The sequence below is a fragment of the Streptomyces sp. NPDC006393 genome, assembly GCF_040628575.1.
In the GTDB taxonomy this organism is placed as follows: Bacteria; Actinomycetota; Actinomycetes; order Streptomycetales; family Streptomycetaceae; genus Streptomyces.
Map to the genome: position 1 here is coordinate 1 of NZ_JBEXZD010000033.1, position 22837 is coordinate 22837.

Consider the following 22837-nt stretch of genomic DNA (forward strand, 5'->3'; position numbering starts at 1 on the left):
AACGCTCCGCCCGGACCCCTGCTCGACGTGGCCGAAGCGGGCACCGCACTCCAGCACCTCGGCGACGAGACGACCGAAGCCGCCGGCCGAGTCACGAAGACTGATGTTGAGAAACCCTGGCCCGGAGACGGACACGTCGTCGATGCCGTCGCAGGCGACAAGATGCCGGCGCAGCACCTGGGCGACGTGCTGGGCGGGCTGCCCGGCGGGCCGGGCGAGCTGGAGGGCGACGTTGGTGGCGTAGTCCCCGCACCCCCCGGGCCCCGGCGGCCCGACGACCACCCGCTCAGGAACGCTCACCCGCAGATCCCCCACGTCCACAGCACGGCGCACCGCGTGCAGCACGGTACGAGAGAGCTCGACGGGGGTCACGGGACAAGCGTAGGGGAGGAGGGGGGTGGGTAGGCGAACCGGTTTCGCCGGGATATCGGGATGTGGACGCCGGCGCGCGGTACCCGCACGGATCACCGACGACTCACAGACGGCTCGCCGATGACTCACAGACGGATCACCGACGGCTCACCGACGACGGCCGAGCTCACCCACTGCTACTGCCGTACCCGGCCCACTCGCCCCCACCGCCCCCGGAGGACCCACTGGGACCACGGTGACCACAGTGACCACCTGCCCCATTGCCACTGCCACCACAGGACCCACTGGACCCACTGGACCCGACACCGGCCCGCCGCCCCTCGACCAACCCCAGCACCAGCCGGACGAGTTCCGAGGGCTCGAAGGGCTTGGCGAGGAAGGCGTCGACCCCGACCCCGAGCCCGGCCTCGACCTCGTGCTGCGTACAGGCACTGACGATGGCGAGCGGAAGGTCACGCGTACGAGGATCGGCACGCAGTTGGGCCGCAGTCGTGAGCCCGTCGAGCCGGGGCATGACGACATCGAGGGTGACGACATCGGGCCGCACCTGGTGCACGACATCCAGACACTCGGCACCGTCGGCCGCGGTCACGACCTCGAGACCCTCGAGCTCGAGGTTGACCCTGATCAGCTGCCGGATGACCTTGTTGTCGTCCACAACAAGCACCCGGCCGGAAGCCCCTGGCACAACTCGAGAGTAGGTCCAGACCGGCCACCGCGTCCGGGTTTTCCCCACTTCCACCCCCTCCGGGGGACACAACCCCACGGAGTGGACACCGTCCCCACCCGACCCCCCGGAAAACGTTCATGACCACCCCGCGAGAGCTGGTAATGTTCTACCCGTCGCCGGGCGCACACACCGCGCCCGACCCGCCCCCGTAGCTCAGGGGATAGAGCAACGGCCTCCGGAGCCGTGTGCGCAGGTTCGAATCCTGCCGGGGGCACCTCGAAGAAGGTGCCAAAAGACCCCGCCACCAGCGCAAACGCTGAGGACGGGGTCTTCTTGTATGTGCAGCCGTATGCAGCGTTGAGCGGCCCTATGACGGGGTCTGTGGACTATTTGTGGACAGGGTCTTGGAGCATCCGCCCAGGTCAGCCCCCGCATTCAAGGAACCGTTACCCGGCATCCGGCCATTGCTCCGGGGGCTCTGGCGGCTCTGGATCCGCCAATCGCTCCGCTCGCCGCGCGTTCTCGTCACGCAGTGCCGTCAGCCACGGCCAAAGATCCGGCAGCGGTTGTTCCGAGCACGCCAGCCGGTGTTCGACACGGCACCGCTGAAACGGATCCGGCGGACACACGCCGTAGACGGTCACTCGTCCATCGGACAACTCGATCCACCGATGCTCCGCCGGCACCGTGTGGGCCAGCGGGGCCATGTCCGGCTCCAGCAGCACCACATCGTGCTCAAGCGTCAATGCCCGGTCCCCCACCAGCCCGCAGTACGGGCACCGGGACCGCCCACTACCGAGCCGACGCGACCACTCCTCAGAAGCCCCCATACCGTGAGGGTCAACAGCCCAGCCGCGAATGCGTAGACCGCGAATCAGACGGGACTCCTGGGAAAATCGCCTATTGCTGAAACAGAACACGACGCGGCAGGTGCATCTAGCAACCACCGACTGCCGGAATGCGGCTGAGAGACGACGAAGCCCCCGGCCTGTGTGGGCTGGGGGCTGCCATCGTTTGAGCGCGATCACTCGTATTCGCGCAACAGCTCTTCAATCTTGCGGTTGGCGATCTCCTGCCGCCCATCGATGCACTTGGCGTAGCGGCTCAGTAGGACCTCAACACTGTTCCCGGCCCGTTCGGCGACCTCGGTCGGGTCGACTCCGGAGTTGAGCCAGGTCGACAACGCCGAGTGTCGAAGGTCGTACGGACGAGAAGCGAGCGGAGAAGCAACCGCGGCCGGCGGGAGCGCCAACGCCCGAGCCTCCTGCCAGACACGGTAGTACGTCGAGGAGCCGACCACTCCCCCACGCTCATTGGTGAACAATCGCCCGTCCTCGGCAGTCCCGAACGTGTCGAGGTGCTGCCGAAGGATGGCGACGAGCTGGGGTGGGATCGGCACGATCCGGACCTCTTCGGCCGGCCGGTTCTTGAGACCTCGGTCATCGTGGGTCTCTCCGGAATCCGTCCACTGCTTGCCGACACTGGGGCGCGTCCGATTCAGCAGGGCTGTCCCCCAGCCGGTCTCTGGCAGCTTCAGATCTGCCTTCGTGAGGCCGACAGCCTCAGCCGGGCGGAAGGCTCCGTAGTACATGCAAGCGAACAGGCCGACGAGTCGACGACCCCGCGCACGGCGGAACCCACCGACGTACGAGACAGCAGCAAGCAGCGAGCGCGCCTGCTCTGGGTTGGCCACTACTCGGGGATCAACCTCCCCGGCCACCTTCGGTTTCTTCCAGCGGATACCCGTGATCGGATTCTCTTTGAACTCTCCGAGATCTACCGCGTAGTGCATTGCATTGACGAGAGTCCGTCGCTTGCGCCGTACGGTCTCCGCTGCCGCCGCTGTCCCGTCAAGCTTCAGCTTGAGGGAGTCCAGCACAGCCCTACCGATCGCAGGGTCACCGAGGTCAGAGAGAGGGCGCGACGCCTTGGCGACCCAGTGCAACGTGTTCGCCACCTCAGTCGGCAAATCACGACCCTCCGGGCCCGGAAGGACGAAAGCCCAGTTACGAAGCGCCTTCCTGAGCTCGTCATCGGACGGCCGCCCAGGGCGATCGTCGAGGAGAGCTACAGTCACGGCGGTCAACGACTCGTTGATCCCACTGCGGGTGTTCGGTGCCGCGTGTGGCCACTTCATCGCCAGGTAGTCCAGCGCGAAGGCATACCAGGTCTTCGAAGGTGCCTTTTCGACCAGTGAGTCAGGCAGCCCGGCCACCGTGTCGAACTCTTCGCCCTCACGGGTGGCAAGGAGGAGCTTGGAACGGAAATGGTCCGCAAGGCCCTTGGTCCGGAACTGCTCGGAGAACACGCTGCCGGCAACATTCCATCGGACGTCATAGGAAGGCTTCTTGGTGTTCCGCTTCCGAACGCTCCAGACCTTCACGTCGAGTGACTTCATGCCGCAGCCCCCTCTCGGCTGTTGAGCCAGGCGGTGAAGTCGCTCCGCCACACGCGCAGCTCGCCGTTGGGCAGTTTGAAAGCTCGTGGAGCCTGCCCCAACTCTCGCCAGCGGTAGAAGGTCCGACGCGATATCCCTTTGAGTTCGGCGAGGATTTCCGGAACGGTCATCAGCTCGTCTTTCACGCCAGTTCTCCTTCCAAGGCTTCACGAGCGGTTTCGCGGTTGAGTTCAAGGTCCCGCCGGATAGTGGCAGCGAGGACGGACTCGCCGGGCGTATGGCCGTGTCCGGCGAATTGCCAATCGGCGAGGATAAGCACGGTGTCTGGCTCGACATCGTCCAGGCCGAGGGCGGCGCGCTCCTGTGCGGCGCGGTAGTCGGCGCGTGTCTGGCGGAGGGCGCTGAGCGTGGTGGAGTAGCGGCGGGACTTGGTCGAGAAGTGCCCGCGGAAGCCGAGCATGTGAGCCCAGGCCCACAGACGCCGGTCCGGGTACAGCTCATCCAGGTCTCGGCACGCGGTGATCAGACGCCGGGCGTGATCGGGGACGCCGTGGCGGTCGAGTTCGGAGAGTTCGCCGACGCGCCGGTCCAGGGTGCCCGTGTTCTCGGCCGCCTTGGTGGCGTACTTGGCCACGTAGGAGGCAACCGCCTGTTCCGTGAGGTCGGAGCCGTCCCCGAACGCCTTGACCGGCCGTACGTCGAGCTGTCGGCCCCACTGGAAGGTGCGGGCGGGTTCGTCGCCGGCGGCGGGGACACTGACGCGGCTGTACGGGTGTGCGGCGGCAGCGCGGATGGCCTCGGTGAGCAGCTCGGTGGTGGCCCATGACGGCGGGGCGGAGTCGGCTCCGTCGGGACCGTCGAGGCGAATCACGGCATGGAAGTGGACGGTGCCCCGCTTCTGGAACTCGGCGACCTTGCCGTAGGACAGCCGACAGGTCTCGGCGAGTTCGCGCTGTGTCAGCCCGGCCCGCTTGGCAATCTCACGGCGAAGCCGGTTGATGGTGCGCATCCACAGCTCACCCGCGTGGTTGTTGAACAGCACGGCGCCGGCGTAGTCGTACGTGCTCGGGTCGAGCGCCGTACCGAGGGCGGAGTCGTCGGCAGAGTGGCGGGTGCCGCAGCGGCAGGCGCCACGGTCGGGCCGGTTGTGGACCGGGCCGAACGAGGGCGCGGTGAAGGTGGCGAACACCCGCGGGTGGTCGCGGACGGTGGCGGGGATGTCCTTGTCCGGGTCGCCGGCGAGCCCGGCGCGGATCAGGTGGTAGGTGTCACCGGCGTAGGTCCAGGCGCAGGCGGGGCAGCGGGAGGCCCGGCGGTTGCCGCAGGCGACGCGGAGCCGGCCGCCGGGCTCGTTCTCGGTGCTGTAGCGGTGCAGTGTCTCGCCGGTGACCTTGTCCTTGTGGACCACCCAGCCACGCAGGTGGATGGGGTCGGCGCAGCCACCGGTGCGCTTGATCTGGTCTTGCCAGCGGTCGAAGCCGGGGAGCCCGGCCACCCGGAAGAGGTCCCCCAAGGTGACCGGGTCCAGGCCCGCGAAGGTCGCGGTGTCGGTCACGCGGCGACCTCCAGCAGGGAGGCATACAGGGCGGTACCGATCCACTGGGTGTAGGCGGGCGGAATGCACTCGCGGATGCCGTCGCGGTTCATCCAGGGCACCCCCATGTCGGCGCGGGCTTCCTGGACGCCGGAGAAGTTGCCGACGTAGTGGTCGAAGTGCCCCTCAGCCCGGGGGCGGCCCATCTTGGTCAGCGGTGCGGTGTGCCGACGGTGGCGGGGCGGGGTGAAGGTGAAGCCGCCGCCGGTCTCGAACAGCCGGTGCCTGTAGGTGCGCATCCCGAAGACGGCCGCGCACATCGTGACCGGGTCCCGCAGCTCAGGGGCTGCTTCCTCCACGTTCTCGATCACCCAGGGGCGGCCGGTGGCTTCGAGCGCGGCGCGGGTAGGAGCGATCAGGTCGGGGTGGTCGCGGTGCTGGATGCGCTGGGCGAGGGTGTAGCGCTGGCAGGGCGGGGAGGCGTGGATGAAGTCGAACTCTGCTCCGTGCTTGCGTACGAACTCGATCGCGTCGGCCTGGACGAACCGGAAGGGGTAGCGGGGCTGCGCGTCCTTGTCGACGCCGGTTACCTCGAAGCCGGCGAGGTGGTAGCCCCAGGCCGCGCCGCCCTGGCAGCAGTACAGATCCAGTACTCGCAAGCCGTTGGGGAGAGTCACGGCGGTCACCTCCCAGTGCGGGCGAGGGCGGAGGCGGGGGCGGTGTGGCCGGTGCCCTTGCAGGTGGAGCAGTCGACGCGGAGGGTGACGCGGGTGCCGTCGGTGTGGCGGATGCCGATGTCGATGGCGACGGTGGCGAAGCCGTCGCAGTCGCGGCAGATCGGCAGGTTCGGGTTGCTCTGGGGCATGATGGGCCGTGCCTTTCTGGTCCGGTGGATCGGGAAGGGAAGGCGCCCGGAGCGGCGGAAGTTTGGCGACCGAGGCCGCTCCGGGGGCCGGTCAGCGCCGCTTGGTCTCGGAGGCGAGCAGCGAGCGCAGGACGACGGCGACCACGGCGACCGAGACGCCCGTGATGGCGACCGCCAGCAGCATGGAGACCAGGACGGCGCCGACGACCAGGACGACGGCGGTACCGCCGCCGACGAGGGCGAGCACGGTGCCAGGGGTGAGCTGCACCACCGGGCGGGACGGAGCCGGGGCCGTCGGGGCAACCGGCGGGCTCTGAACGCTGGGAACGATGGCGGTCGGCTCGACGACGGCGGGCGGGGTGACGTGCCCGGTCGGGGTGGGCATGGTCGGGATCTTCGGGCGAAGCATCGGTTAACTCCCTTCCGAGGGCTACTTGATGAGGCCGTTGATGGCGGGGGCGAGGACGCTGTCGGCGAGGAGGAAGCCGCCGAGCAGGAGCACGGCGATGAGCCAGGCCGGCGGGCGGATGAGCTTGACGCCGAGGTAGCCGACGACGAGTAGCGCTAACCAGAGCGGGACCTGCACGGGGAGCCTCCTAGCGGACGCGGCAGCGGTGGGTGCGGGCGGCGAGCTGGGCGGCGGACTGGCTGCAGTAGTCGGCGGACCAGCCGCAGTCGTCGGAGGTGCACACGGCCGCGTGTTTGGTATGGCCGTGGCGATCGCGGTGGGTGCCGATCTGCACCGGCCCGATCTGCATCACGGAGCGGAAGAATTCGCGCATGGGCATGGCTGAACTCCTTTTTTATTCAAGCGAGTTGGGCGGCGATGGCGTCGGCCATGGGTGCGGGGACGCCGAGGCGGGCGCGGAGGGTGTCGGTGTCGATCGGGGAGCCGGTACGGGCCTGGTGGTCGGCGGCGACCTTGCGCGCGTGAGCGACCAGCGGAGCCGGGACCGCCACCTCAGGAATCGGAGCGGGGGCGGGGGCGGGGGCCGGGTCGGCGGCGGGTAGTGCCGGGGTGTCGTCGGCGGCGGTCACCTGCTCCGGAGCGGGCTCCGGTTCGGCGGTGGGCTCGGGATCCGGTTCGGTGGCCGGGGCGGGAGCCGCCGTTGCGGGTGCCGGGTCGGTGGTCGAGTGGGCGAGCAGGGTGCCGCCGAGGAAGGCGAGTGCGGGCCATCCGGCGATGCCAAGGCGAAGCAGCGCGGGCGGGTTGGCCAGGTCGAGGAAGCCGGCGGTGGCGACGTTGGCGCCGAGCGAGGCGAACAGCGCGATCAGGAACCAGCACCAGGCCAGCCGGGACGGGCCGCTGTTGCGAAGCCGACGCCAGGCGGCGACCAGGAGCAGGTCGACGCTGATCGGGTAGGCCCATGCCTTCCAGCCGGACTGTCCGGCGGCGGCGGCCAGGTCGTGAAGGTGGGCGAAGGACAGAGCGCCGGCTATGACGGCCTGTACGAGGACGGCGTCCGGGCGGATCGAGCGGGTCATGTCGTCACCTCCCTTTGCGGGTTGGGCCAGGGGCGGGGCGGGGATCGAGGTCCTGCCGCCCAGCCCCGGCAGGGGTTCAGTCGGTGGTCGCTTCGCCGGATCCCCAGCAGGTCAGGCACAGCCCGGTCTGCCGGTCGTCGGTGGCACGGCCCTTACGTGCGCCGACCCGGACGGTTTCGGTGATCTCGCCGGTGCCCTTGCAGTCGGGGCACTTCTTCGGCCGGGGCTTGCGGCGGGCGGCGGGCTTCTTCGCGGTCGGCACGGTCACCACCCCTCGCCGGGGTACTCGGGGCCCTCGTTCGGGTCGTAACCGGGCGGGAAGGAGCCGGGCGACGGCTCGGGCAGCGACGCCGCCAGGCACGAGCCCACGGTGTCGATGAAGTCCTGGTCAGCGCCGATCCTGTCGGCGTACAGGGCCAGGTCGCCGAGCATCACCACGGTGCGGGTGAAGTCCTCGCAGTCGGGGCACATGGCGGGCGATCTCCCTTCTTCTGGCATGGCTCGGGTAGGGACCTGACGCGATGCGGTCGCGCCGACCGTGGAGCGGGAGGGATCAGGCAGTGGCCCGGACGGACTCGACGGCCGGCGCGTCGGCAGGCTTCGGGATGCCGGGCAGGGGCCGGAAGGGGGCCAGGGCGGGCAGGTCCGGGGCCAGGTCGGCGTACCGATTGCAGATGTTGACGGCCTGACGGAGCGAGGTGTGCGGGGCACGGATCCGGGCCCAGCCGCCGGTCGAGTCGCCGGTGATGGCGACACCGGGCATGTCGGTGGGGATCTGGATGGCGGCGAGGACCGCGTCCGGAGCGATGTCACCGAATGCCATGTTGGCGCTGGACTGATCATTGACGCGGTGTGCGGTCCGGCCGGTGAGCTGGGCACGGAGCATGGTGATGCCGTCGCCGAGTTCGGAGCCGAAGCGCTGCCCGCAAATCTCCAGGTAGATGCCGGCGGCTCGACCGAGCTGGGCCAGACGGACCAGGGCCTTGATGATGCGATCGCGGCGCGGGTCGTTCTTCTTCGTACTCAGTGCGAGTTCGGCGACCTCGTCGACCAGGACCACGATCGGCACCGGGCGTAGGTGCTCCGGCAGGTCCCAGATGTCGGCGGCTATCTCCGCATCCGGCACGTCAGCGGTGATGCGCTGTTCGGCACGGATGACCTGGTAGACGTCCCGCATGTGGGACACCAGGGCGTCGAGGAGTTCGGCGGCGGTGTCCTGGTCGTCGGCCAGCGCGGAGAACCGGCGGGCCAGCGGAAACAGTTCCACACCCTGTTTGCAGTCGATGCCGACCAGGGCGACCCGTTGCGGGGCGAGCGCGGCGACGAGGTTGCGCTGATAGACGGACTTGCCGGACTCCGTGGCGCCGAGCGTGAGCCCGTGCGGGATCACCCGGTAGTCGCGGTAGTGCACGGCTCCGTCTTCGCGTAGAGCGACCGGGATCCGCATCGGGCGCGCGTCGGTCTTGGCCGGCATCTGCACCCGCTTGAGCACGTCGTAGCCGGTCATCCGCACTTCCACGACGCTGGAACGCAGTTCCCGCGAGGTCACGCCGTACATGGCGAACGAGTGCCGCAGCCGGTCACACGAGGCCGCCACGTCGAACGCGTCCTGCCCAGGACGGAGCTTGAGCCGTAGCACCAGACCGGTCCGGGTCGGTCGCAGGCGCAGGATGCGCGGAGCGCGGGGGCCGGGAACCGGTCGGTTCGTTGTCCGAGCCAGGGCGAGGCGCCAGCGCGAGGGTGGGACCGTCAGTCCGCAGGCGTCCATCACCGACGCGTACCGAAACAAGACCCGCAGAGTCGCCAGGATGACGCCGAACGTGAGCCAGTACCAAGCGGGGCGCCGCCACCGCAGGAGACCCGCAGCGGCGACGACCAGCACCAGGGCGACGGTCAGCCACGTCATGGCTCAGGCCGCCTTCACGGAGTTGTCGACCAGCGAGGTGACCGCAACCGCGCGGAACGAGATCCCGTGCCGCTTCTGGCCGTTGAACTCGTTCTCCCACGGCCGAGCGACCAGGCCCGTAAGAGCAACGGGGGCGCCCATGGCCAGCTCACCGGAGATGCCCGACTCGGGCACAGCCACGCTGATGACCTCGGCGCTGCCGTTCATGATGAACACCACGTCCACGGTCCACAGGGTCTCGCCGCTGTCACGGTCCACGGCCAACTGACCGGTCTGACGGTTGACAACCTTCTTCTGCGGAGGCTGAGCGACCATCACAGTCGCGCCGGAAGTCTCGACGGGGATCTGACGCATCGTCTGTCTCCAAATCTCGGAGCGGAACCGCCTTGTCCGGCGGTGAGATCAGGAGACCGCGAAAGGTGGTGGACACAGCACGGTCCGTATGGACGTTTAGGGACGTCTGAGCTATCGTCAAAACGTCCCAGGAACGTCCCAGAGAAGGGCACGTCATGGCGAACGAGCGTCTGCGCGCGACGATTTCGGCAAAAGGCGCAACGATCCAGTCGGTTGCTAAGCACGTCGGTGTGGACCCGAAGAGCGTCGAGCGATGGATCACGACGGGCCGTACGCCGCACCGGGGACACCGATGGAAGGCAGCGAGCTTCCTGGGCGTCGACGAGGTGTATCTCTGGCCCTCCGTAGAGAAGCAGGCCGAGACTGCCAGCACCTCCGAGCTGATCACGTACTACCCGCATCGGGGCGCCGTTCCCGCGTCGCTGTGGTCATCTCTGATCGAGAAGGCGACAGACCAAGTCGGGATCCTCGTCTACGCGGGATTGTTCCTCTTCGACAGCCACCCAGATCTGCCGGACCTGTTGGCAGAGAAGGCGAAGGCCGGTGCCCAGGTGCGCATCCTGCTGGGAGACCCGGACTCAGAAGCCGTCCGGCAGCGGGGCGAGGAGGAGGGTATCGGCGGCGATCTGGCGGCGCGCGCACGGATCACCCGTCGCTACCTCGAACCGGCGATGACCACGCCAGGTGTTGAGGTTCGACTCCACGACACGATCCTCTACAACTCGCTCTACCGGTTCGACGATGACGTGTTGGTGAACCCGCACGTCCTCGGTGCGCCAGCCGGACAGAACCCTGTCCTGCACTTCCGCTACCTCCCCGGCGCCCGCACGTTCCGGCACTACATGCGGAGCTTCGACTACGCATGGGAGCGAGGACGGCCCGCGTAGCCCATCGCTTCGGCACCGAGGCATGCGACGCTGGGTGCATGGCACGTGTCGACTACTTCAACGATCCGAACGCCCCAAAGGCGAACAGCATCGTTCCCTCGGTCACCGCGGTGGCCACGAACGATGCTGGGGAAGTCCTCTTGATCCACAAGACGGACAACGATCTGTGGGCGCTACCCGGAGGCGGGGTTGATGTTGGAGAGTCCGCGCCCGACGCCGCCGTGCGCGAGACAAAGGAAGAAACCGGGATCGATGTGGAGGTGACCGGCCTAGTCGGCATCTACACGAATCCGGCCCACGTCATGGCGTACGACGACGGCGAAGTCCGGCAGCAGTTCTCCATCTGCTTCCGGGCTCGAATCACGGGCGGCGAGGTACGGACGAGCAGCGAGAGCAAGGAAGTGGCGTTCGTCGCTCCGAGCAAGCTGGACGAGCTGAACATCCACCCGTCCATGCGCATGCGGATCGATCACGGCATGGCCGACCGGCCCGAGCCTTACATCGGCTGATCAGCGAGACGCGCGCGCGTACGGTCAACAGCGGCACCCAGGTACGGCCGAGCCTTGCTGATCGCGGTGTGCACTTCGCTGCCCGGCTCGTACCGCACCAAGATCTCGTCCATGCGCTCGTCGAAGTCGAAGGACTGCCCCGCGGGACCGGTGGTCATGTCGGCGTAGATCAACGCGTCCAGGACTGGCGAGTCCTCCCGCTCGTACACGGCCAGTTCAGCAGTCAGGCCACGCTGCTCAGCCTCATACACGGCACCGGAGTGGTGGGCGACCAGCCGCACGAGACGTGAAGGCGCACCGAGAGTTTCCAGGTAGCGCGCACCGTCGAGCGGGTGAAAACCGGTGTCCCGCAGTTCCGGGGCGTAACCGATGTCGTGGAGCCATGCTGCAGCGATCAGGAGATCACAGTCATCTTCGGCCACGGCCGGCGAAGCCTCGCGAGCACGTTGGGCGACAGCTTGGGTGTGCAACCAGCGGTTTCCGAGCGGAGGCAACAGGGACTCAGCCAGTTCGGCCGCCCCCTGGGGCGTGTCCAAGGCAGATGACATGGAACGCACGGTAGCCGACGGGGCAGACATACGGACAGCCCTGTTCAGACGCTCCTGATCTTGGCGCGGTGGAAGTTTCACTACATCATCAAGGGCTCGCTCCGCTCGCCGTTGCTCCCGGCCTCCTGAACTGCAAGCAGTCCGATCACAGATCGGAGGTGCCGCGCACAGCGCGGCGGCGCCGGACGGTCGCCGGCGCGCCGCCCCTCCTTGCCTTCGTCACCGGGGCCGCGCGCCGGCGCCCGTCCGCGCCCGCAAGGGGGCGAAGACCAGGCCGGGGTAAGGGTGAGACGGCCCCGCCGAGGTCAGAGAACCGTCGTGGCTGGGGCGGCCGGCTCCACGGCTTTAGGCAGCCACTTTGGCGCGAGCCTCGAAGATCAGGGCCCAAAATCGGGCACTAACGGGCAGGCCCACAAGCCTGCCCGATTCGCGGGCTAGCGTAATGGGCCCTGATCACTCGCGCCAAAGCAGCTCCAGCCCAAAGCCGCTCCGCCGACCTGATGTGCTATGCGGCGGGAGAGACGCATGCACACCAGGTCACTGGCGAATCAGAGCGCCATGGCACCAATCCAGATGAGCATCGACGCCGTAAAGGCGGCGCCGCCCCTGAAGATCGAATTCACCATCGATACGCCCGTCGCGCGCATCATGATCACAGCTACGAGGCCGATGACCAGGGAGAACAGCACTCCCATGAGGAGGAGAAGCACCCTGGCCGGAACGAAGACTCCGGCACCCACAGGTCCGGCACCTTTCTGAACAGGTGGTCGAACCGCGCGCACAAGGGCAGGCTCAGCTCGACCACGCGCGAGATGTGGTCAGAACTGAGGCCCTGCCCGGCAGTCGGGGGCTCAGCGACAGATCATCCTGATCTGCTACTTCTACGCTCAGCTATCAGGTGCTGAGCAACCCGCAGGCCCACGATGGGACCCACAACCGCTACTCCCTCAGGGGGAGTGAATAAGTATGATCTTTCTGGCGCTTCCTTCAGCCTCGGCTCCGCCGGTGCGAAGAAGAGGAAGGTCAGTCCTGATCGTTCGACACCCGGCCGAACCCTTCAGGTAGGAAGCGAGGAATCCCACCTGGGCACTCCCATCGCTCGCCGATCAGGCTACCACAGAAAGATGGCCAGACCCGTACCCTCCACGTGCCCGGTTGACGGGCGCCCCATGGTTATCCACGGTGAGCAATGGCTCCAACACAGGAACTTGCAGGTCACCCTCCCCTCCGGCCAGGCACAGAGCACATACGCGATCTTCCAAGCAGGTGCTCCACGACCTCGGAAGTGCGCTTGACTCGGCCATTGAGACTCCACCGGCCGGTTTCTCTCGCCTGACGCCGCCTCAGAAAAGGCCCAGGAAACAAAGCTCGCGCTTTACCGTCACTCTGTAAGCACAGGCCGTGTAATGTCGTCCTGGCCAGCTCGTCGGTGGTAAGGCGACAGCAGGGAGACAAGCGCCGTCGACCACCGCACATTCATCGATGGCCGACGGTGTCTCCGTTATTCCTCTTCCTCTTCTTCTGACCCCATGGATTCAAGAACGCTCAACGGCACATCAATCAAGTCCAGCAAGTCTTCCTTGTCTTGCTGGACCAACCAAATCAGGAAGCTACGATCCACGATGTTTAGCCGCTTGAGCGATTGATCGTAGTCCAGGACAAGTGGCTTGACTCCTTGCTGCACCTGAAGGCTTGCAACTCCCTTCAGCGCCTGCGTCACATTCCCAGCGTTCAAAGACGAACCTCGCGGATGCACGCGAGAGAGCTTGCGCCGAATGTAACGGTACTGTAGGCCGCTCTCCAGCATATCTGTTGAGGCCGCCACCAAAGGAACCAAAAGCCAGCGATACATCTCCAGGTCGGTCTGCCCGAAGCCGACCGCAAAGTTTGTGAGAAAGTCGCTGAATCTAGCCGACTGCTTATCCACCACCTCTTTAATGATGGCATTTGCGGTGTCGGCAACGTCAACGGTCCGAATTACCCGCTGGGTTTCGTGAATACCGTTCTTAATGCAAGCCTGCAAGCAGGATTCCTGGACGACATATATGCTGTCGTAGCAACTATTCAGCAAGGTCTCACGGAAAGATGAATCAAACTTTATATCAAGCTTCTTCTCGCCGAGATCAATCGCCTCCTCCAGCTCCGAGCGCAGCCATTTGTCGGCATTGATGGTTGTTATCCGCCCACTCAGATCACCGTTGAACTGTACTAGTCGATTTTCTTGCAGCCAGACCCCAACAACGATGAAGGTGAAGCTAGAACTCTCATGAAATGCCTTGAGTGCTACCGCAAAATCCTTCTGAGTCTCCTCTGGGAGGTAATGGAAATCTTCCAGGACGATCCACTTGTCGAAGCCGATTTCTTTAAGCGCCCATATTACGTCATTGACGTCGAATGGGTCCAACTCTAGCGGGGCAGTCGTCAACTCATCTGTGTGCTGCCGACCACCTTCCCCGCCGATACTTCCTTCCAGTCCCTTACCGAACAGTTTGGCCGATATCTTAGTGCTGGCCTGAATCTTGTAGTTGCCACTCGCCGCACGCTTCTCGGTAAGCACAACCGTATATCCAGCCTGCTTAAGAATGGTGGAGTTAAGCTGACCAAGATTCCACCTGTTCGAACAAGTGGCGACGATATATTCATCATCCTTCAAGTGGTACTTGCGTACCGATGTTTTACCCTGCTTCGAGCTGCCATAGATCACAAGATGTTGATCACGAGATAGTGCGGCGACCAGCTCATCGTCCACTGACGGTCGTGTGACATAATTCAGGGGAAGATCACGAGTTATACCGAAAACATCGGTGGCACGCAGGATAGTCTTTCCCATTACCCCCCCAAACGTCACACATGAAGGTGATCGCGTCGGCTGCTAGTCGCTCAATCATACTCGTGTAGGTGCCAACAAGCACCGGTCTCTCTCGGTACTAAGGCAGCGAGGTCCCTCGATCAATCACCTGTGCGTGGCCGCAGAGCGGTGAACCAGTGGGTGGGAACGCGCTGCGCAGTCCTCAAGCCGGCAGCATCACCACGCGCCCGTGGACGTATGCCAAGTCCTCACACACTTAACGTCCGCATGAGGCAGGGCACCGGCCAAACCCCGGCGCCCTGCCTCACTTCCATGACGTGAGCGCCCAGCCATGCGAAGTCGATCATTGGAAGGGCCTGTCTTGTCACTCCATCAGGCCGGACCGAAACGGCTGGCACATAGGCTGCGGCAGCACAAGCTCACGAGTCTTCAGGAAAGAGCTTCGTCCACCGCTCCACCTCGGAGTCACGCACCTCGATCTCGATCATTCGCCGATACATCGCCTCAGGAAAGGCTGACAGGATCGAGTGAGTGTCGCGAGGCGACCAGACAAATACATCACGCAGGAAGCTCGACACGCTCTCGTTCACCTTGACGATGCACTCGTACTTCCGCTCAAGCTCGCTGGCCAGGACATCGGTTGACATGAGCGACACATGGGACGCTGCGTCGACCATGAGCGCGACTCGACGGAAGCCGGCATACGCTGCGCTGCTGACGAACTGCTCAAGCCCCTCCGCCGAAACACTCTTTCCCCGCACTTCCACTGTGAGCAATGGATCGCCGTCCAAAAGCACCTGGACGTCACCGGGAAAGTCACGGGAGGGGTCGTTGATCCTTCGCGAGACGACCTCGCTGTAGACCATATCAAGGCCAGCCGCAACACAGGCTTGTAGCTTCCGCGGAACGTCGTATCCGCTCACGACGAAGCTCTGCGTCTCAGCAATTAGGCTTGCCTCAACGATAGCACTACCGACAGCAACCCGGCGCTTTTTGTTCGCCACAGCGATGCAAACTGCCAAGACAGCAGCGAGCGCTTGGAACGACTCTTCAGTCGAAAAGTCTTCTTCGTCGACCCTAGCGAGCGCATTACTTACTCGGTCCAGATAGGGGCGTGCCTTCGTTGTGACCCTAACGATCTCGCTGTAATGGTCGTAGCGGAAGAACGGCTGATTGTTGATCGGCTCACGGCCCGTCGCCCCCAGATCAAAGCCGAGTTCCACAGACATCGGAACCACTACACCATGGCAAAGGGTACGCAGAGAGAAGGCGCGGTCGCCATACTGCTCTTTTATGGAGCGAGGGTCGACCCTGTCATCGCATGCACGCGCGAGCAATGCCGTCACAAGCGCAGCCGTGTAAGTTCTTGGAGCATCTGCCTCGCGTAGCGAACTTGCCAGAAATATCCAGTCTTCGAGGAAAGTTTCATCCGAAGCGGCCGCCTCGTACGCCTTCCTCAGAACCTGCTCCGCTGTGCTCTTTTTAATTGTTATTCCCACTGCCCCCCCATGTACCCTCTAGATCAGTTCAAGCTGTTCATGGCCAACCTGGTTAGGAATATTGGTTCCGCGACAATCGAGGTATCCGAGCTGCTCCATCAGTGCTCGGGCGACAACCTTCCCCAGCTCCACCGGAACAGCGTTACCAATCTGCCGCTGCACCTCGCGCTTCCCTCCGGTGAAAATGAATTCGTCAGGGAAGGTCATAATCCGCTTCATCTCGGCAACGCGAAAGCGACGGGCCCGCTCTTCTCCGCTGGCGTTCTTCACATTCTCCCAGTGAAATGGTCCGACCCAAGGGCCTGGCTGAGCCTGCAGCGTTGTAGAAGGGCGTTCCGGATCTGATTTCAGCAAGAAGGTCCAATAGCGGCTGCGCCATTTGAACTCATTGCGCCCGCCATATCGATCCGTATGCCACAGGTAGTTTTGTCCGGGAGGAACTTCCGCAGCAAGTTCGGCGTAAGTTCCCTCGATAATTTCTCCGGCCTCGGGAACATCTGGGAGTCCGGCAAGTGCCTCGCGAAGGCTCGTGAATGGAATCTTGGTGTGATCAATCACTCGATCACGCTCCGACTCGCCAGAGTGCGTGGTCTCGGGGAAGTGGAAAGGCTTACCGTCACGTCGCCCCACGACGAATACTCGCCTGCGAAGCTGCGGAACTCCGTACTCGGCGGCAAGGAGCACACGGAACGTCGGGTTGTAACCCGCATCCTTAAGCCCCGAGATGAGACGGTCGAACTGAGCCTGATGGGTCTTGTACGTCAAGCCCTGCACATTTTCCAGGATGAAGGCTTCGGGCTTGCTCTCACGGACTACCCGGACGTACTCGTCGAGGAGGGAGGCATTGGGATCAGCACTGTTGCGCTTCTCCTCGATCCAGAACCCGGACTTGCTGAACGGTGTGCAGGGAGGACCACCGATGACCAGGGTCGGATCGCCGGGCTTCAGTCCGCCGGCTTCCAGCAACTCTGCGGTCGGGATCGTTTGGATATCCCCACACAACGTCTTGGTGTGCGGGAAGTTGGCCGACAGCGTGTCCAGAGCCGTCTGCTCATAGTCAGTGGCAACCGCGACGCGAAGCGGAGACCCAGAGCCGTCCTGGACCAGCGGCGGCTCAGCACAGCTCTCGATGGCACAATCGAGGCCACCGGCCCCAGAGAACAGACTGATCACAGGAAGCTCGTGGTTCACCGCGCCACAGTAACGTATCGCAACCTCCGGGGGGACCGTGATCACTCCAGTGGCGCCAGCTAGCTCGCCACCCTCACCGCTGGCCCCTTCCGCCAGGCGAGTCGAAGGCGCCATGCAGAGATCACTACTACGCCGGTTGCTGCAAGTGGACCTGCCGCTCGAGCGGCCCATGACCAGCCGCATCCCTCCCAGCTCCCGATGGTCGCCAACCTCCTGGCGGTATGGACCGCAGGCGTGGACTATGTGTGGACCAGCACTCATGTTCGTGGGTTGCTCAGTCCCGTGACGTGCACAGACGGCCGGGACACAACCGCCCTCCGGAGCCGTGTGCGCAGGTTCGAATCCTGCCGGGGGCACCTCGAAGAAGGTGCCGAAAGACCCCGCCACCAGCGGAAACGCTGCGGTCGGGGTCTTCGCGTTTGTGCAGGCGTATGCGGCCCGATGCAGGCGTACGTCGAGGTCTGGGGACGAGGCACGGACAGGATCTTGGAGCGTTGCCGCAGGTCACTGCGTCCTTTTGGCGCGCGGATTGGCTTGCCACCATGGCAGGGGCAACTGGCGCGGCCCCAGCCGTGAGGCTTGGAGCATCCGGCTGCTTAGATCGCTGACATGACGGACTGGTCCCAGCTTCACCACGCCTACGGCACGGCAGAAGACATACCCGGCCTGCTCGATGCAGTGAGCCCGGAACCAAGGGATGCGGGGTGGACCGCGCTTTGGTCCCGGCTGTGCCATCAGGGCACCGTCTACTCAGCAAGCCATGCGGCCTTGCCCGCGCTGCGAGACATGGCACGCCAGTGGTCACCCGCGGACAGACAGATGCCACTCATGCTGGCCGGCGCCATCGCAGCCAGCACTGATCAGCCATACGGCGAGCAGGATCCCCACGTGGCCTACGCATCGGAGATGTCCGACCTGGCGGTACTGACCGAGGAAGCTCTTCGGGATCCCGCCCTCGGCGACGACCCCGGCACCTACGTCTACTTGCTGGCCGCACTCCTCGGCTTCGAGGGGGTCGGAGTCTGGGGCGAACAGCTCGACGGACTGAACGACGATGAATACGAAGTCTCCTGCCCCTCGTGCGGCACAGAGAACTTCATAGCCTTCGGCGAATACGGCTACTTCTCGACCACGGACAGCATGTACATGAACGAAACCACGGCACAGAAGATACCGCTGCAGCCTGCCGATATCTCAGCCCTGGAGGGGCTGGCCCAGAGACTCCACAGTCGCGCAGTCGCAGACGGCCGGACCGATGTCGCGCACAAGTTGGCTTACGTTTTCGGCAAAGCCCAGTGCGCCGAGTGCGATGAGCTCTTCAGTGTCTCGGAAGCCATCACCGCTCGCTAGGACTCGTCCGGGTGCCGACCGACGGGGCATCGGTGACCAGGGTGTCTCCGGTGGAGCACCCTGGTCACCGGGTCCGCGGTCCCTCCGGCGGAACCAGCGACCCAGCGACCTTGCCGGCGTTGTGCGCTGTGACGGTTGCGCCGTCTCGGCGAGGTGCCGGGATGCTCTACACCTCAGTCTGTCGGCGTTCCTGCCTTGGACGTGGATCGGCGGGGTGTTGGGCGGTCGAGGTGGGCCACCACTGTGGTGTAGAAGCGCTGCACCGCGTCGTCCACGCTGCGGATGAAGCCGGATTCCGCGTTGCCGCGGGTGCTGCCCATGCTCTTGAGCAGGGACAGGCGGAAGCCGGTGATCCGGGTGCCGTTGTCCTTGGGGAGCATGTCCGCCGGCTCGGGACGGAGTCGTTCCAGGGTGCCCCGTGGGCCGCCTGTCTGCCCTTCGATGAGGGTTTCGACGTGAAGGTCCGCGGGTGCGTCCGCCAAGTGGCGGATGAGCCGTTTCGCCCAGGACAGGGGGTAGCCCTGCTCGGGTGCCGGTACCTCGATGGAGGTGCGCAGTTTGCCCGTGCGGAGGTCCGCACTGATCGCCAGGACGCCCGGTGTTCCCTCGATGCGCAGTTCGGCCTGAAGTCTGCCGTCGACGCAGAGCTGGTCGGCGAGGTGACTGCGGCGGGCTCCCGGATCCGCTCCCCGCTTGGTGCGCTGAACGGGGAGTACCTTCTGGCCCAGTTCGCCGCCCAGCCTGAGACATACCTGCCGGATCAGCCGCTCCCAGCTCTCGACGACCTCCAGTGCGCGCGGGTCTCCCTGGCACAGGGTCTCGTCGTCGATTCCGTTGCGTACGGGTACCCAGGCCGGGCCCATGTTCTGGAAGCCGTGGCAGCCGGAGTTCTCGTGCTGCAAGTAGTACAGCAGTTCCTGAAGGAGCCAGGCATGCGCCGCATTGCCGACTCCTTCGTGACGGATCAGCATCTGTGCCTGGTGCGCGACTTCGGCCCAGGAGAGATGCCGGAGAGCCACCTTGTGCTTGCGTCGGCGGTCGATCTTGACGTCGACGAGTGGGCTGCCCTCCAACGCGACGTCATTGGACAGTGTGATCACGGCTTCGTAGCCACGGCGTGCCGCTATGTCCATGTACGCCTGAACCTGGTCGGCCTTGAGAGCATTGCCGTTGGTCTTTGTCTCGACCAGGGCCGTCCACAGCTTTCCGGCCCGCTCGACGCGGATCACTCCGTCAGGGCGTCGCGGTGTGTCCCCGTGCGGCAGGGTCACCTCGGTGAAGGTCTCCATGCGACCGGCCGGTGCCCCGAACCCGGCGGTGAGTCTCCTGCCGAACTCCGGTACCTGTGCCATGACCGACAGCAGCACCGACGTGGCGCGCATTTCGCGGTCCCGGTCGCTCTTGAGAGCCGACACCGGAAAGAGCCGGGCCGCCCTCCAGGACTCGTTCTCCGCCAAGGTCTTCTTTACCGCCCTGGGCAGGGTGACCTTCTTCTTCGCGGTACGCGGTCGCGCGGCCGCGGCCGGCCTTGACGGCCGGGCGTCGTCGTCGGGTCGACGAGGTGCCGGGACGGCCTCCAGCGGTTCCTGCGGATTCGGCTTGTCGGCACGTGTCGGGTCTGTCATGTCCGCCCGGCCGTCGGTCGCGTCCTCGTCCTGCGCTTCCGCCGCGGCCGCGTCGTCCTCGATGTCGACCCCGAAGTCCGTCGCCAGACCCGCGAGACCGGCGTCGTAGCCCTGGCCGACCGCGCGGAACTTCCACTCTTCCCCGCGCCGGTACAGCTCGCCGAAGATGATCGCGCTCACCGAGTCGGCGTCGTCGATGGCGAAGCGAAGGAGGTCCTCGCCGCTTCCGTCCGCCAAGGACAGTCGTACTCCTTCGAGTTCCCCGAAACGTGCCCCGCCGTACCGGCTGGCAGCCACGACGATGCGGTCGACTTCGGACGGAACCGCGGTCAGATCGAAGCTGATCCGGTCCTCGTCTCCGTCGTCCGTCGGTGCCTTGCCCAGTAGCTGCACACTTCCGTCGGCGGCGACCGGGTTGTTGTAGAAGTAGAAGTCGGCGTCGCTGCGAACCTTGCCGTTCATGTCCAGCAGAAGAACCGAGACGTCCGCGTCGCCTTCGCCGGTCGGGCTCCCCCAGCCCAGACTGACGATCACCGAACCGACGTTCTCGCTCAGGGCCGACAGGGCCACATTCGAGCCCTTGATCATTTCATGCACGAAATCCCCCCAACCAATGCAAGCCGGGCACCCCAGTGTTCACATCCCGGCTGCCTGACACGCGACGCAGTGTGACGCGTCGCACACAGGTAACTGTAGTGCCCACGGAGTGGAGCGCGGGGCCGGACGGGATCTTCGGGGCGCGCGTGCTCAGCCTTGGGCCGCCCCCGCGTACCGCACGAACGCGGTCCACTCCGAGGGGCGGAAAGCGAGTTGGGCGCGGGCGGGGGCCTTCGAGTCGCGGATGTGGACGGTGCCCGGCTCGAGGGCGACTTCAAGGCACGCGCCGCCTTCGTTGCCGCTGTAGCTGCTCTTGAACCAGGCGACGCGCGCGGGTTCCGCAGTACTCATAGCTCTCCCAGGATCTTTTCGATCGAGGCGAGGGGCTCCTGCATGGTAAGCGCCTGCGCCCTGATGCTGCCGTACTGCTGGCCGTACAACAGCTCGACGAGTGGGGCTGGCCGCCCGGCTGCGCGGTGAGCGAGGCTGCGGCGCTGGTCGTCGCCGAGTTGGCCGCGAACGCGGTCACGCACGGGCGCGTGCACGGCCGCGGGTTCCGGCTCGCGCTCGCTGTCGACCGTCCGGACACGCTGCGTATCGACGTGGTCGATCCACGAGGCGAGCGGTGGCCCCTGGCCCCTCGTGCCGCCGGTCCTGCCGTCGAGGCGGGTCGCGGGCTGCTCCTCGTCGAGGCGCTGGCCGCCCGATGGGGCAGTGAGCCATCGCCGCCGTCCGGCAAGGCCGTGTGGGCGGAGATTGCTCTTCCCTGCCCCGCGATCAACGGTTGATCGTGTGGCGAGGAGGGCGGCATGAGGTGGTTACGGCCCTGGTTGCCGTCCGCGGGGTCATCGTGGCTTCAGCTGGGCGTAGGTCCCGCCTTCGGTGTCGCGGACGGTGACCTGGGACACGAAGTCCAAGGAGCCGCCGTTGGGACCGGCGTCGGGATCGGCATCGAAACCGGCGTCGGAACCGACCCGTGTGGTGGCGTACCAGACGCCCCATCCGGGATGGCCGACCAGCTCGATGAGCTTGCCGTGGACCGTTCCGGCCGTCGTCTCGATCTCGACAGCGGACGCCACGCCCTTGCCTCCGTAGTACAGACCGGAGAGGTAGGCGCGGCCATCCGCCATCTCGGACTGAAGGGACACGCCGGGAGTGTTCCGGTCGATGTTGCCGTCCACCGCACTGCGGAACTCCGGCTCGGGCGAGGTGGGTGCCGTCCAGTGCTTGCCCTCGGCCGTGAGCCACAGCCGGAAACCGGGAGCGGCCGTCACACGCTCACCAGGGGCGACGACGCGGAGCGTCGAGGCCGGGGAGGCGGAGGTCGAGGGAGGGGGCGCGGCGGGTGCGGACGCCGCCGGGGGCGTGGTCCGCTCCGTGCCGGAACCCGTGGCGCGCGGCGCGACGAGGGCCAGGGGTACCAGCAGCAGTCCGAACCCCGCGCCGAGTACGGTCGCCCGTCGTCTGCGCCGGAGCCGTCGCCCTTGGTGCTCCACGGCCGCCAGCGGCAGGCGGGACGGCGTGATGTCGTGCGCCACCTCGGCCAGCGCCTCGCGCAGCCATCCGGTTTCGGCTTGCTCCGGGCCTGGTTCTGCTTCGGTCCTGGGGTCGTTCATCGGCGGGCTCCGGAGACGGGGTGAGAGCGGTCGAAGGCCGCGAAGGCAGGGTGAGAGCGCAGAGCCGCGAGACCGCGCCGCGCATGCGTTTTGACCGTTCCGAGCGAGCAGTGGAGCAGCTCGGCGATGTCGGTTTCGGCGAGGTCCTCCCAGTAGCGCAGCACCAGCACCGTCCGCTGCCGGGCGGAGAGCGTGGCAAGCCCCTCTGTGACGGCTGCGCGGCGCTCGACCGACTCGGCGTGGTCGTTGTCCGGCTGGTGCACCCGCTCGGGCAGGAACGGCATCAGCAGATGAGTGACGCGTCTCCTGCGGATCCGGCTGAGGTTGTTGTTGACGAGTGAGCGCCGTACGTAGAAGTCGACCTCGTCGGGCGGGATGCGTTCCCAGCGCGCGTACACCTTGGCCAGGGTGGCCTGCACCAGGTCCTCGGCCTCATGGAAGTCTCCGGTGAGCAGGAGAGCCGTCCGCAACAGACGGGACCAGGCCGCGCCGGCGTAGGTGGCGAAGTCGGGAGTCTCCGGGGAGCCTGCGAATGTCTCGTACTGCGGCACGGACGCCGTTCCTCTGGGTCGGGTGTGGGGGAGGAGAGCCGGGGCGGGGACCGTACGGCCCCCGCCCGCGG

General features: G+C 65.9%; 28 protein-coding genes, 1 tRNA gene and 1 pseudogene. 5 read left to right on the forward strand and 25 right to left on the reverse strand.

Annotation, left to right across the window (positions count from 1 at the left end; genetic code table 11):
* Both ABZ484_RS16145 and ABZ484_RS16150 read right to left on the reverse strand, forming a co-directional pair.
* Positions 1-372 (reverse strand): annotated as a pseudogene (locus ABZ484_RS16145) (hypothetical protein); the annotation flags it as partial.
* A gap of 166 nt (positions 373-538) precedes the next feature.
* Positions 539-1108, reverse strand: coding sequence for a response regulator (locus ABZ484_RS16150; RefSeq protein WP_358866516.1), 570 nt, complete (start codon positions 1106-1108; stop codon positions 539-541).
* Between the two features lie 136 nt (positions 1109-1244).
* On the opposite strand from ABZ484_RS16150, the gene ABZ484_RS16155 reads away from it, so the two are divergent.
* Positions 1245-1316, forward strand: a tRNA-Arg gene (locus tag ABZ484_RS16155).
* Positions 1317-1488: 172 nt separating this feature from the next.
* Here ABZ484_RS16155 and ABZ484_RS16160 read toward each other — a convergent pair.
* The 14 genes from ABZ484_RS16160 to ABZ484_RS16225 all read right to left on the reverse strand — a co-directional run bounded on the left by ABZ484_RS16160 (position 1489) and on the right by ABZ484_RS16225 (position 9584).
* Positions 1489-1872, reverse strand: a complete 384-nt coding sequence (locus ABZ484_RS16160) for a DUF6083 domain-containing protein (protein ID WP_358866517.1) — start codon at positions 1870-1872, stop codon at positions 1489-1491.
* A 194-nt stretch (positions 1873-2066) separates the two neighbouring features.
* On the reverse strand, positions 2067-3440 hold the full coding sequence (locus ABZ484_RS16165) for a tyrosine-type recombinase/integrase (RefSeq protein WP_358866518.1): 1374 nt from the start codon (positions 3438-3440) through the stop codon (positions 2067-2069).
* On the reverse strand, positions 3437-3610 hold the full coding sequence (locus tag ABZ484_RS16170; RefSeq protein ID WP_358866573.1) for a helix-turn-helix domain-containing protein: 174 nt from the start codon (positions 3608-3610) through the stop codon (positions 3437-3439). Before ABZ484_RS16170 ends, ABZ484_RS16165 begins: the two co-directional genes overlap by 4 nt.
* Positions 3611-3621: 11 nt before the next feature.
* On the reverse strand, positions 3622-4995 hold the full coding sequence (repSA, locus tag ABZ484_RS16175; protein ID WP_358866519.1) for a replication initiator protein RepSA: 1374 nt from the start codon (positions 4993-4995) through the stop codon (positions 3622-3624).
* On the reverse strand, positions 4992-5651 hold the full coding sequence (locus tag ABZ484_RS16180) for an SAM-dependent methyltransferase (protein ID WP_358866520.1): 660 nt from the start codon (positions 5649-5651) through the stop codon (positions 4992-4994). The genes repSA and ABZ484_RS16180 overlap by 4 nt, the downstream gene beginning before the upstream one ends.
* Before the next feature lie 5 nt (positions 5652-5656).
* Positions 5657-5839 carry a hypothetical protein gene (locus ABZ484_RS16185; protein WP_358866521.1) on the reverse strand — a complete coding sequence of 61 codons (183 nt, stop codon included), beginning with the start codon at positions 5837-5839 and terminating at the stop codon, positions 5657-5659.
* A 91-nt stretch (positions 5840-5930) separates the two neighbouring features.
* On the reverse strand, positions 5931-6248 hold the full coding sequence (locus ABZ484_RS16190; RefSeq protein WP_358866522.1) for a SpdD-like protein: 318 nt from the start codon (positions 6246-6248) through the stop codon (positions 5931-5933).
* A 21-nt stretch (positions 6249-6269) separates the two neighbouring features.
* Positions 6270-6425: a hypothetical protein gene (locus tag ABZ484_RS16195; protein ID WP_358866523.1), complete on the reverse strand. Its 156-nt coding sequence runs from the start codon at positions 6423-6425 to the stop codon at positions 6270-6272.
* A gap of 10 nt (positions 6426-6435) precedes the next feature.
* Positions 6436-6627: a mobile element transfer protein gene (locus ABZ484_RS16200; protein WP_358866524.1), complete on the reverse strand. Its 192-nt coding sequence runs from the start codon at positions 6625-6627 to the stop codon at positions 6436-6438.
* A 19-nt stretch (positions 6628-6646) separates the two neighbouring features.
* Entirely contained in the window at positions 6647-7324 is a 678-nt protein-coding gene (locus ABZ484_RS16205; RefSeq protein WP_358866525.1) for a DUF2637 domain-containing protein, read from the reverse strand.
* A gap of 76 nt (positions 7325-7400) precedes the next feature.
* Entirely contained in the window at positions 7401-7586 is a 186-nt protein-coding gene (locus ABZ484_RS16210; RefSeq protein ID WP_358866574.1) for a hypothetical protein, read from the reverse strand.
* A gap of 2 nt (positions 7587-7588) precedes the next feature.
* Positions 7589-7795, reverse strand: coding sequence for a hypothetical protein (locus ABZ484_RS16215; RefSeq protein WP_358866526.1), 207 nt, complete (start codon positions 7793-7795; stop codon positions 7589-7591).
* Positions 7796-7877: 82 nt separating this feature from the next.
* On the reverse strand, positions 7878-9230 hold the full coding sequence (locus tag ABZ484_RS16220; RefSeq protein ID WP_358866527.1) for an FtsK/SpoIIIE domain-containing protein: 1353 nt from the start codon (positions 9228-9230) through the stop codon (positions 7878-7880).
* Positions 9231-9233: 3 nt separating this feature from the next.
* On the reverse strand, positions 9234-9584 hold the full coding sequence (locus tag ABZ484_RS16225; protein ID WP_358866528.1) for a hypothetical protein: 351 nt from the start codon (positions 9582-9584) through the stop codon (positions 9234-9236).
* 155 nt (positions 9585-9739) lie between these two features.
* Between ABZ484_RS16225 and ABZ484_RS16230 the strand changes: the two genes are divergently transcribed.
* On the forward strand, positions 9740-10471 hold the full coding sequence (locus tag ABZ484_RS16230) for an XRE family transcriptional regulator (RefSeq protein WP_358866529.1): 732 nt from the start codon (positions 9740-9742) through the stop codon (positions 10469-10471).
* A 38-nt stretch (positions 10472-10509) separates the two neighbouring features.
* Entirely contained in the window at positions 10510-10980 is a 471-nt protein-coding gene (locus tag ABZ484_RS16235; RefSeq protein ID WP_358866530.1) for an NUDIX domain-containing protein, read from the forward strand.
* Here the strand turns inward: ABZ484_RS16235 and ABZ484_RS16240 are convergent.
* The 5 genes from ABZ484_RS16240 to ABZ484_RS16260 form a co-directional block, all read right to left on the reverse strand.
* On the reverse strand, positions 10968-11528 hold the full coding sequence (locus ABZ484_RS16240; protein ID WP_358866531.1) for an HD domain-containing protein: 561 nt from the start codon (positions 11526-11528) through the stop codon (positions 10968-10970). The two genes, ABZ484_RS16235 and ABZ484_RS16240, sit on opposite strands and share 13 nt — an antisense overlap.
* Positions 11529-12076: 548 nt before the next feature.
* Positions 12077-12268, reverse strand: coding sequence for a hypothetical protein (locus ABZ484_RS16245; protein WP_358866532.1), 192 nt, complete (start codon positions 12266-12268; stop codon positions 12077-12079).
* A gap of 761 nt (positions 12269-13029) precedes the next feature.
* A complete protein-coding gene (locus ABZ484_RS16250; protein ID WP_358866533.1) occupies positions 13030-14277 on the reverse strand; it encodes a hypothetical protein in 1248 nt (415 codons plus the stop codon).
* A 479-nt stretch (positions 14278-14756) separates the two neighbouring features.
* Entirely contained in the window at positions 14757-15836 is a 1080-nt protein-coding gene (locus tag ABZ484_RS16255; RefSeq protein ID WP_358866534.1) for a restriction endonuclease, SacI family, read from the reverse strand.
* Between the two features lie 18 nt (positions 15837-15854).
* On the reverse strand, positions 15855-17027 hold the full coding sequence (locus ABZ484_RS16260; RefSeq protein ID WP_358866535.1) for a DNA cytosine methyltransferase: 1173 nt from the start codon (positions 17025-17027) through the stop codon (positions 15855-15857).
* A 609-nt stretch (positions 17028-17636) separates the two neighbouring features.
* On the opposite strand from ABZ484_RS16260, the gene ABZ484_RS16265 reads away from it, so the two are divergent.
* Positions 17637-18377 carry a hypothetical protein gene (locus ABZ484_RS16265; RefSeq protein ID WP_358866536.1) on the forward strand — a complete coding sequence of 247 codons (741 nt, stop codon included), beginning with the start codon at positions 17637-17639 and terminating at the stop codon, positions 18375-18377.
* Between the two features lie 173 nt (positions 18378-18550).
* Here ABZ484_RS16265 and ABZ484_RS16270 read toward each other — a convergent pair whose 3' ends face one another.
* Entirely contained in the window at positions 18551-20590 is a 2040-nt protein-coding gene (locus tag ABZ484_RS16270) for a TerD family protein (protein WP_358866537.1), read from the reverse strand.
* Between the two features lie 159 nt (positions 20591-20749).
* Positions 20750-20950, reverse strand: a complete 201-nt coding sequence (locus ABZ484_RS16275; protein WP_358866538.1) for a DUF397 domain-containing protein — start codon at positions 20948-20950, stop codon at positions 20750-20752.
* A gap of 77 nt (positions 20951-21027) precedes the next feature.
* Here ABZ484_RS16275 and ABZ484_RS16280 point away from each other — a divergent pair, with 77 nt between their 5' ends.
* Positions 21028-21387, forward strand: coding sequence for an ATP-binding protein (locus ABZ484_RS16280; protein WP_358866575.1), 360 nt, complete (start codon positions 21028-21030; stop codon positions 21385-21387).
* Positions 21388-21444: 57 nt separating this feature from the next.
* Here the strand turns inward: ABZ484_RS16280 and ABZ484_RS16285 are convergent, their stop codons facing one another.
* Both ABZ484_RS16285 and ABZ484_RS16290 read right to left on the reverse strand, forming a co-directional pair.
* Positions 21445-22215 (reverse strand): hypothetical protein, encoded by a 771-nt coding sequence (locus ABZ484_RS16285; RefSeq protein WP_358866539.1) that lies wholly within the window; start codon positions 22213-22215, stop codon positions 21445-21447.
* Positions 22212-22766: a SigE family RNA polymerase sigma factor gene (locus ABZ484_RS16290; protein WP_358866540.1), complete on the reverse strand. Its 555-nt coding sequence runs from the start codon at positions 22764-22766 to the stop codon at positions 22212-22214. Before ABZ484_RS16290 ends, ABZ484_RS16285 begins: the two co-directional genes overlap by 4 nt.
* Between the last annotated feature and the right edge of the window lie 71 nt (positions 22767-22837).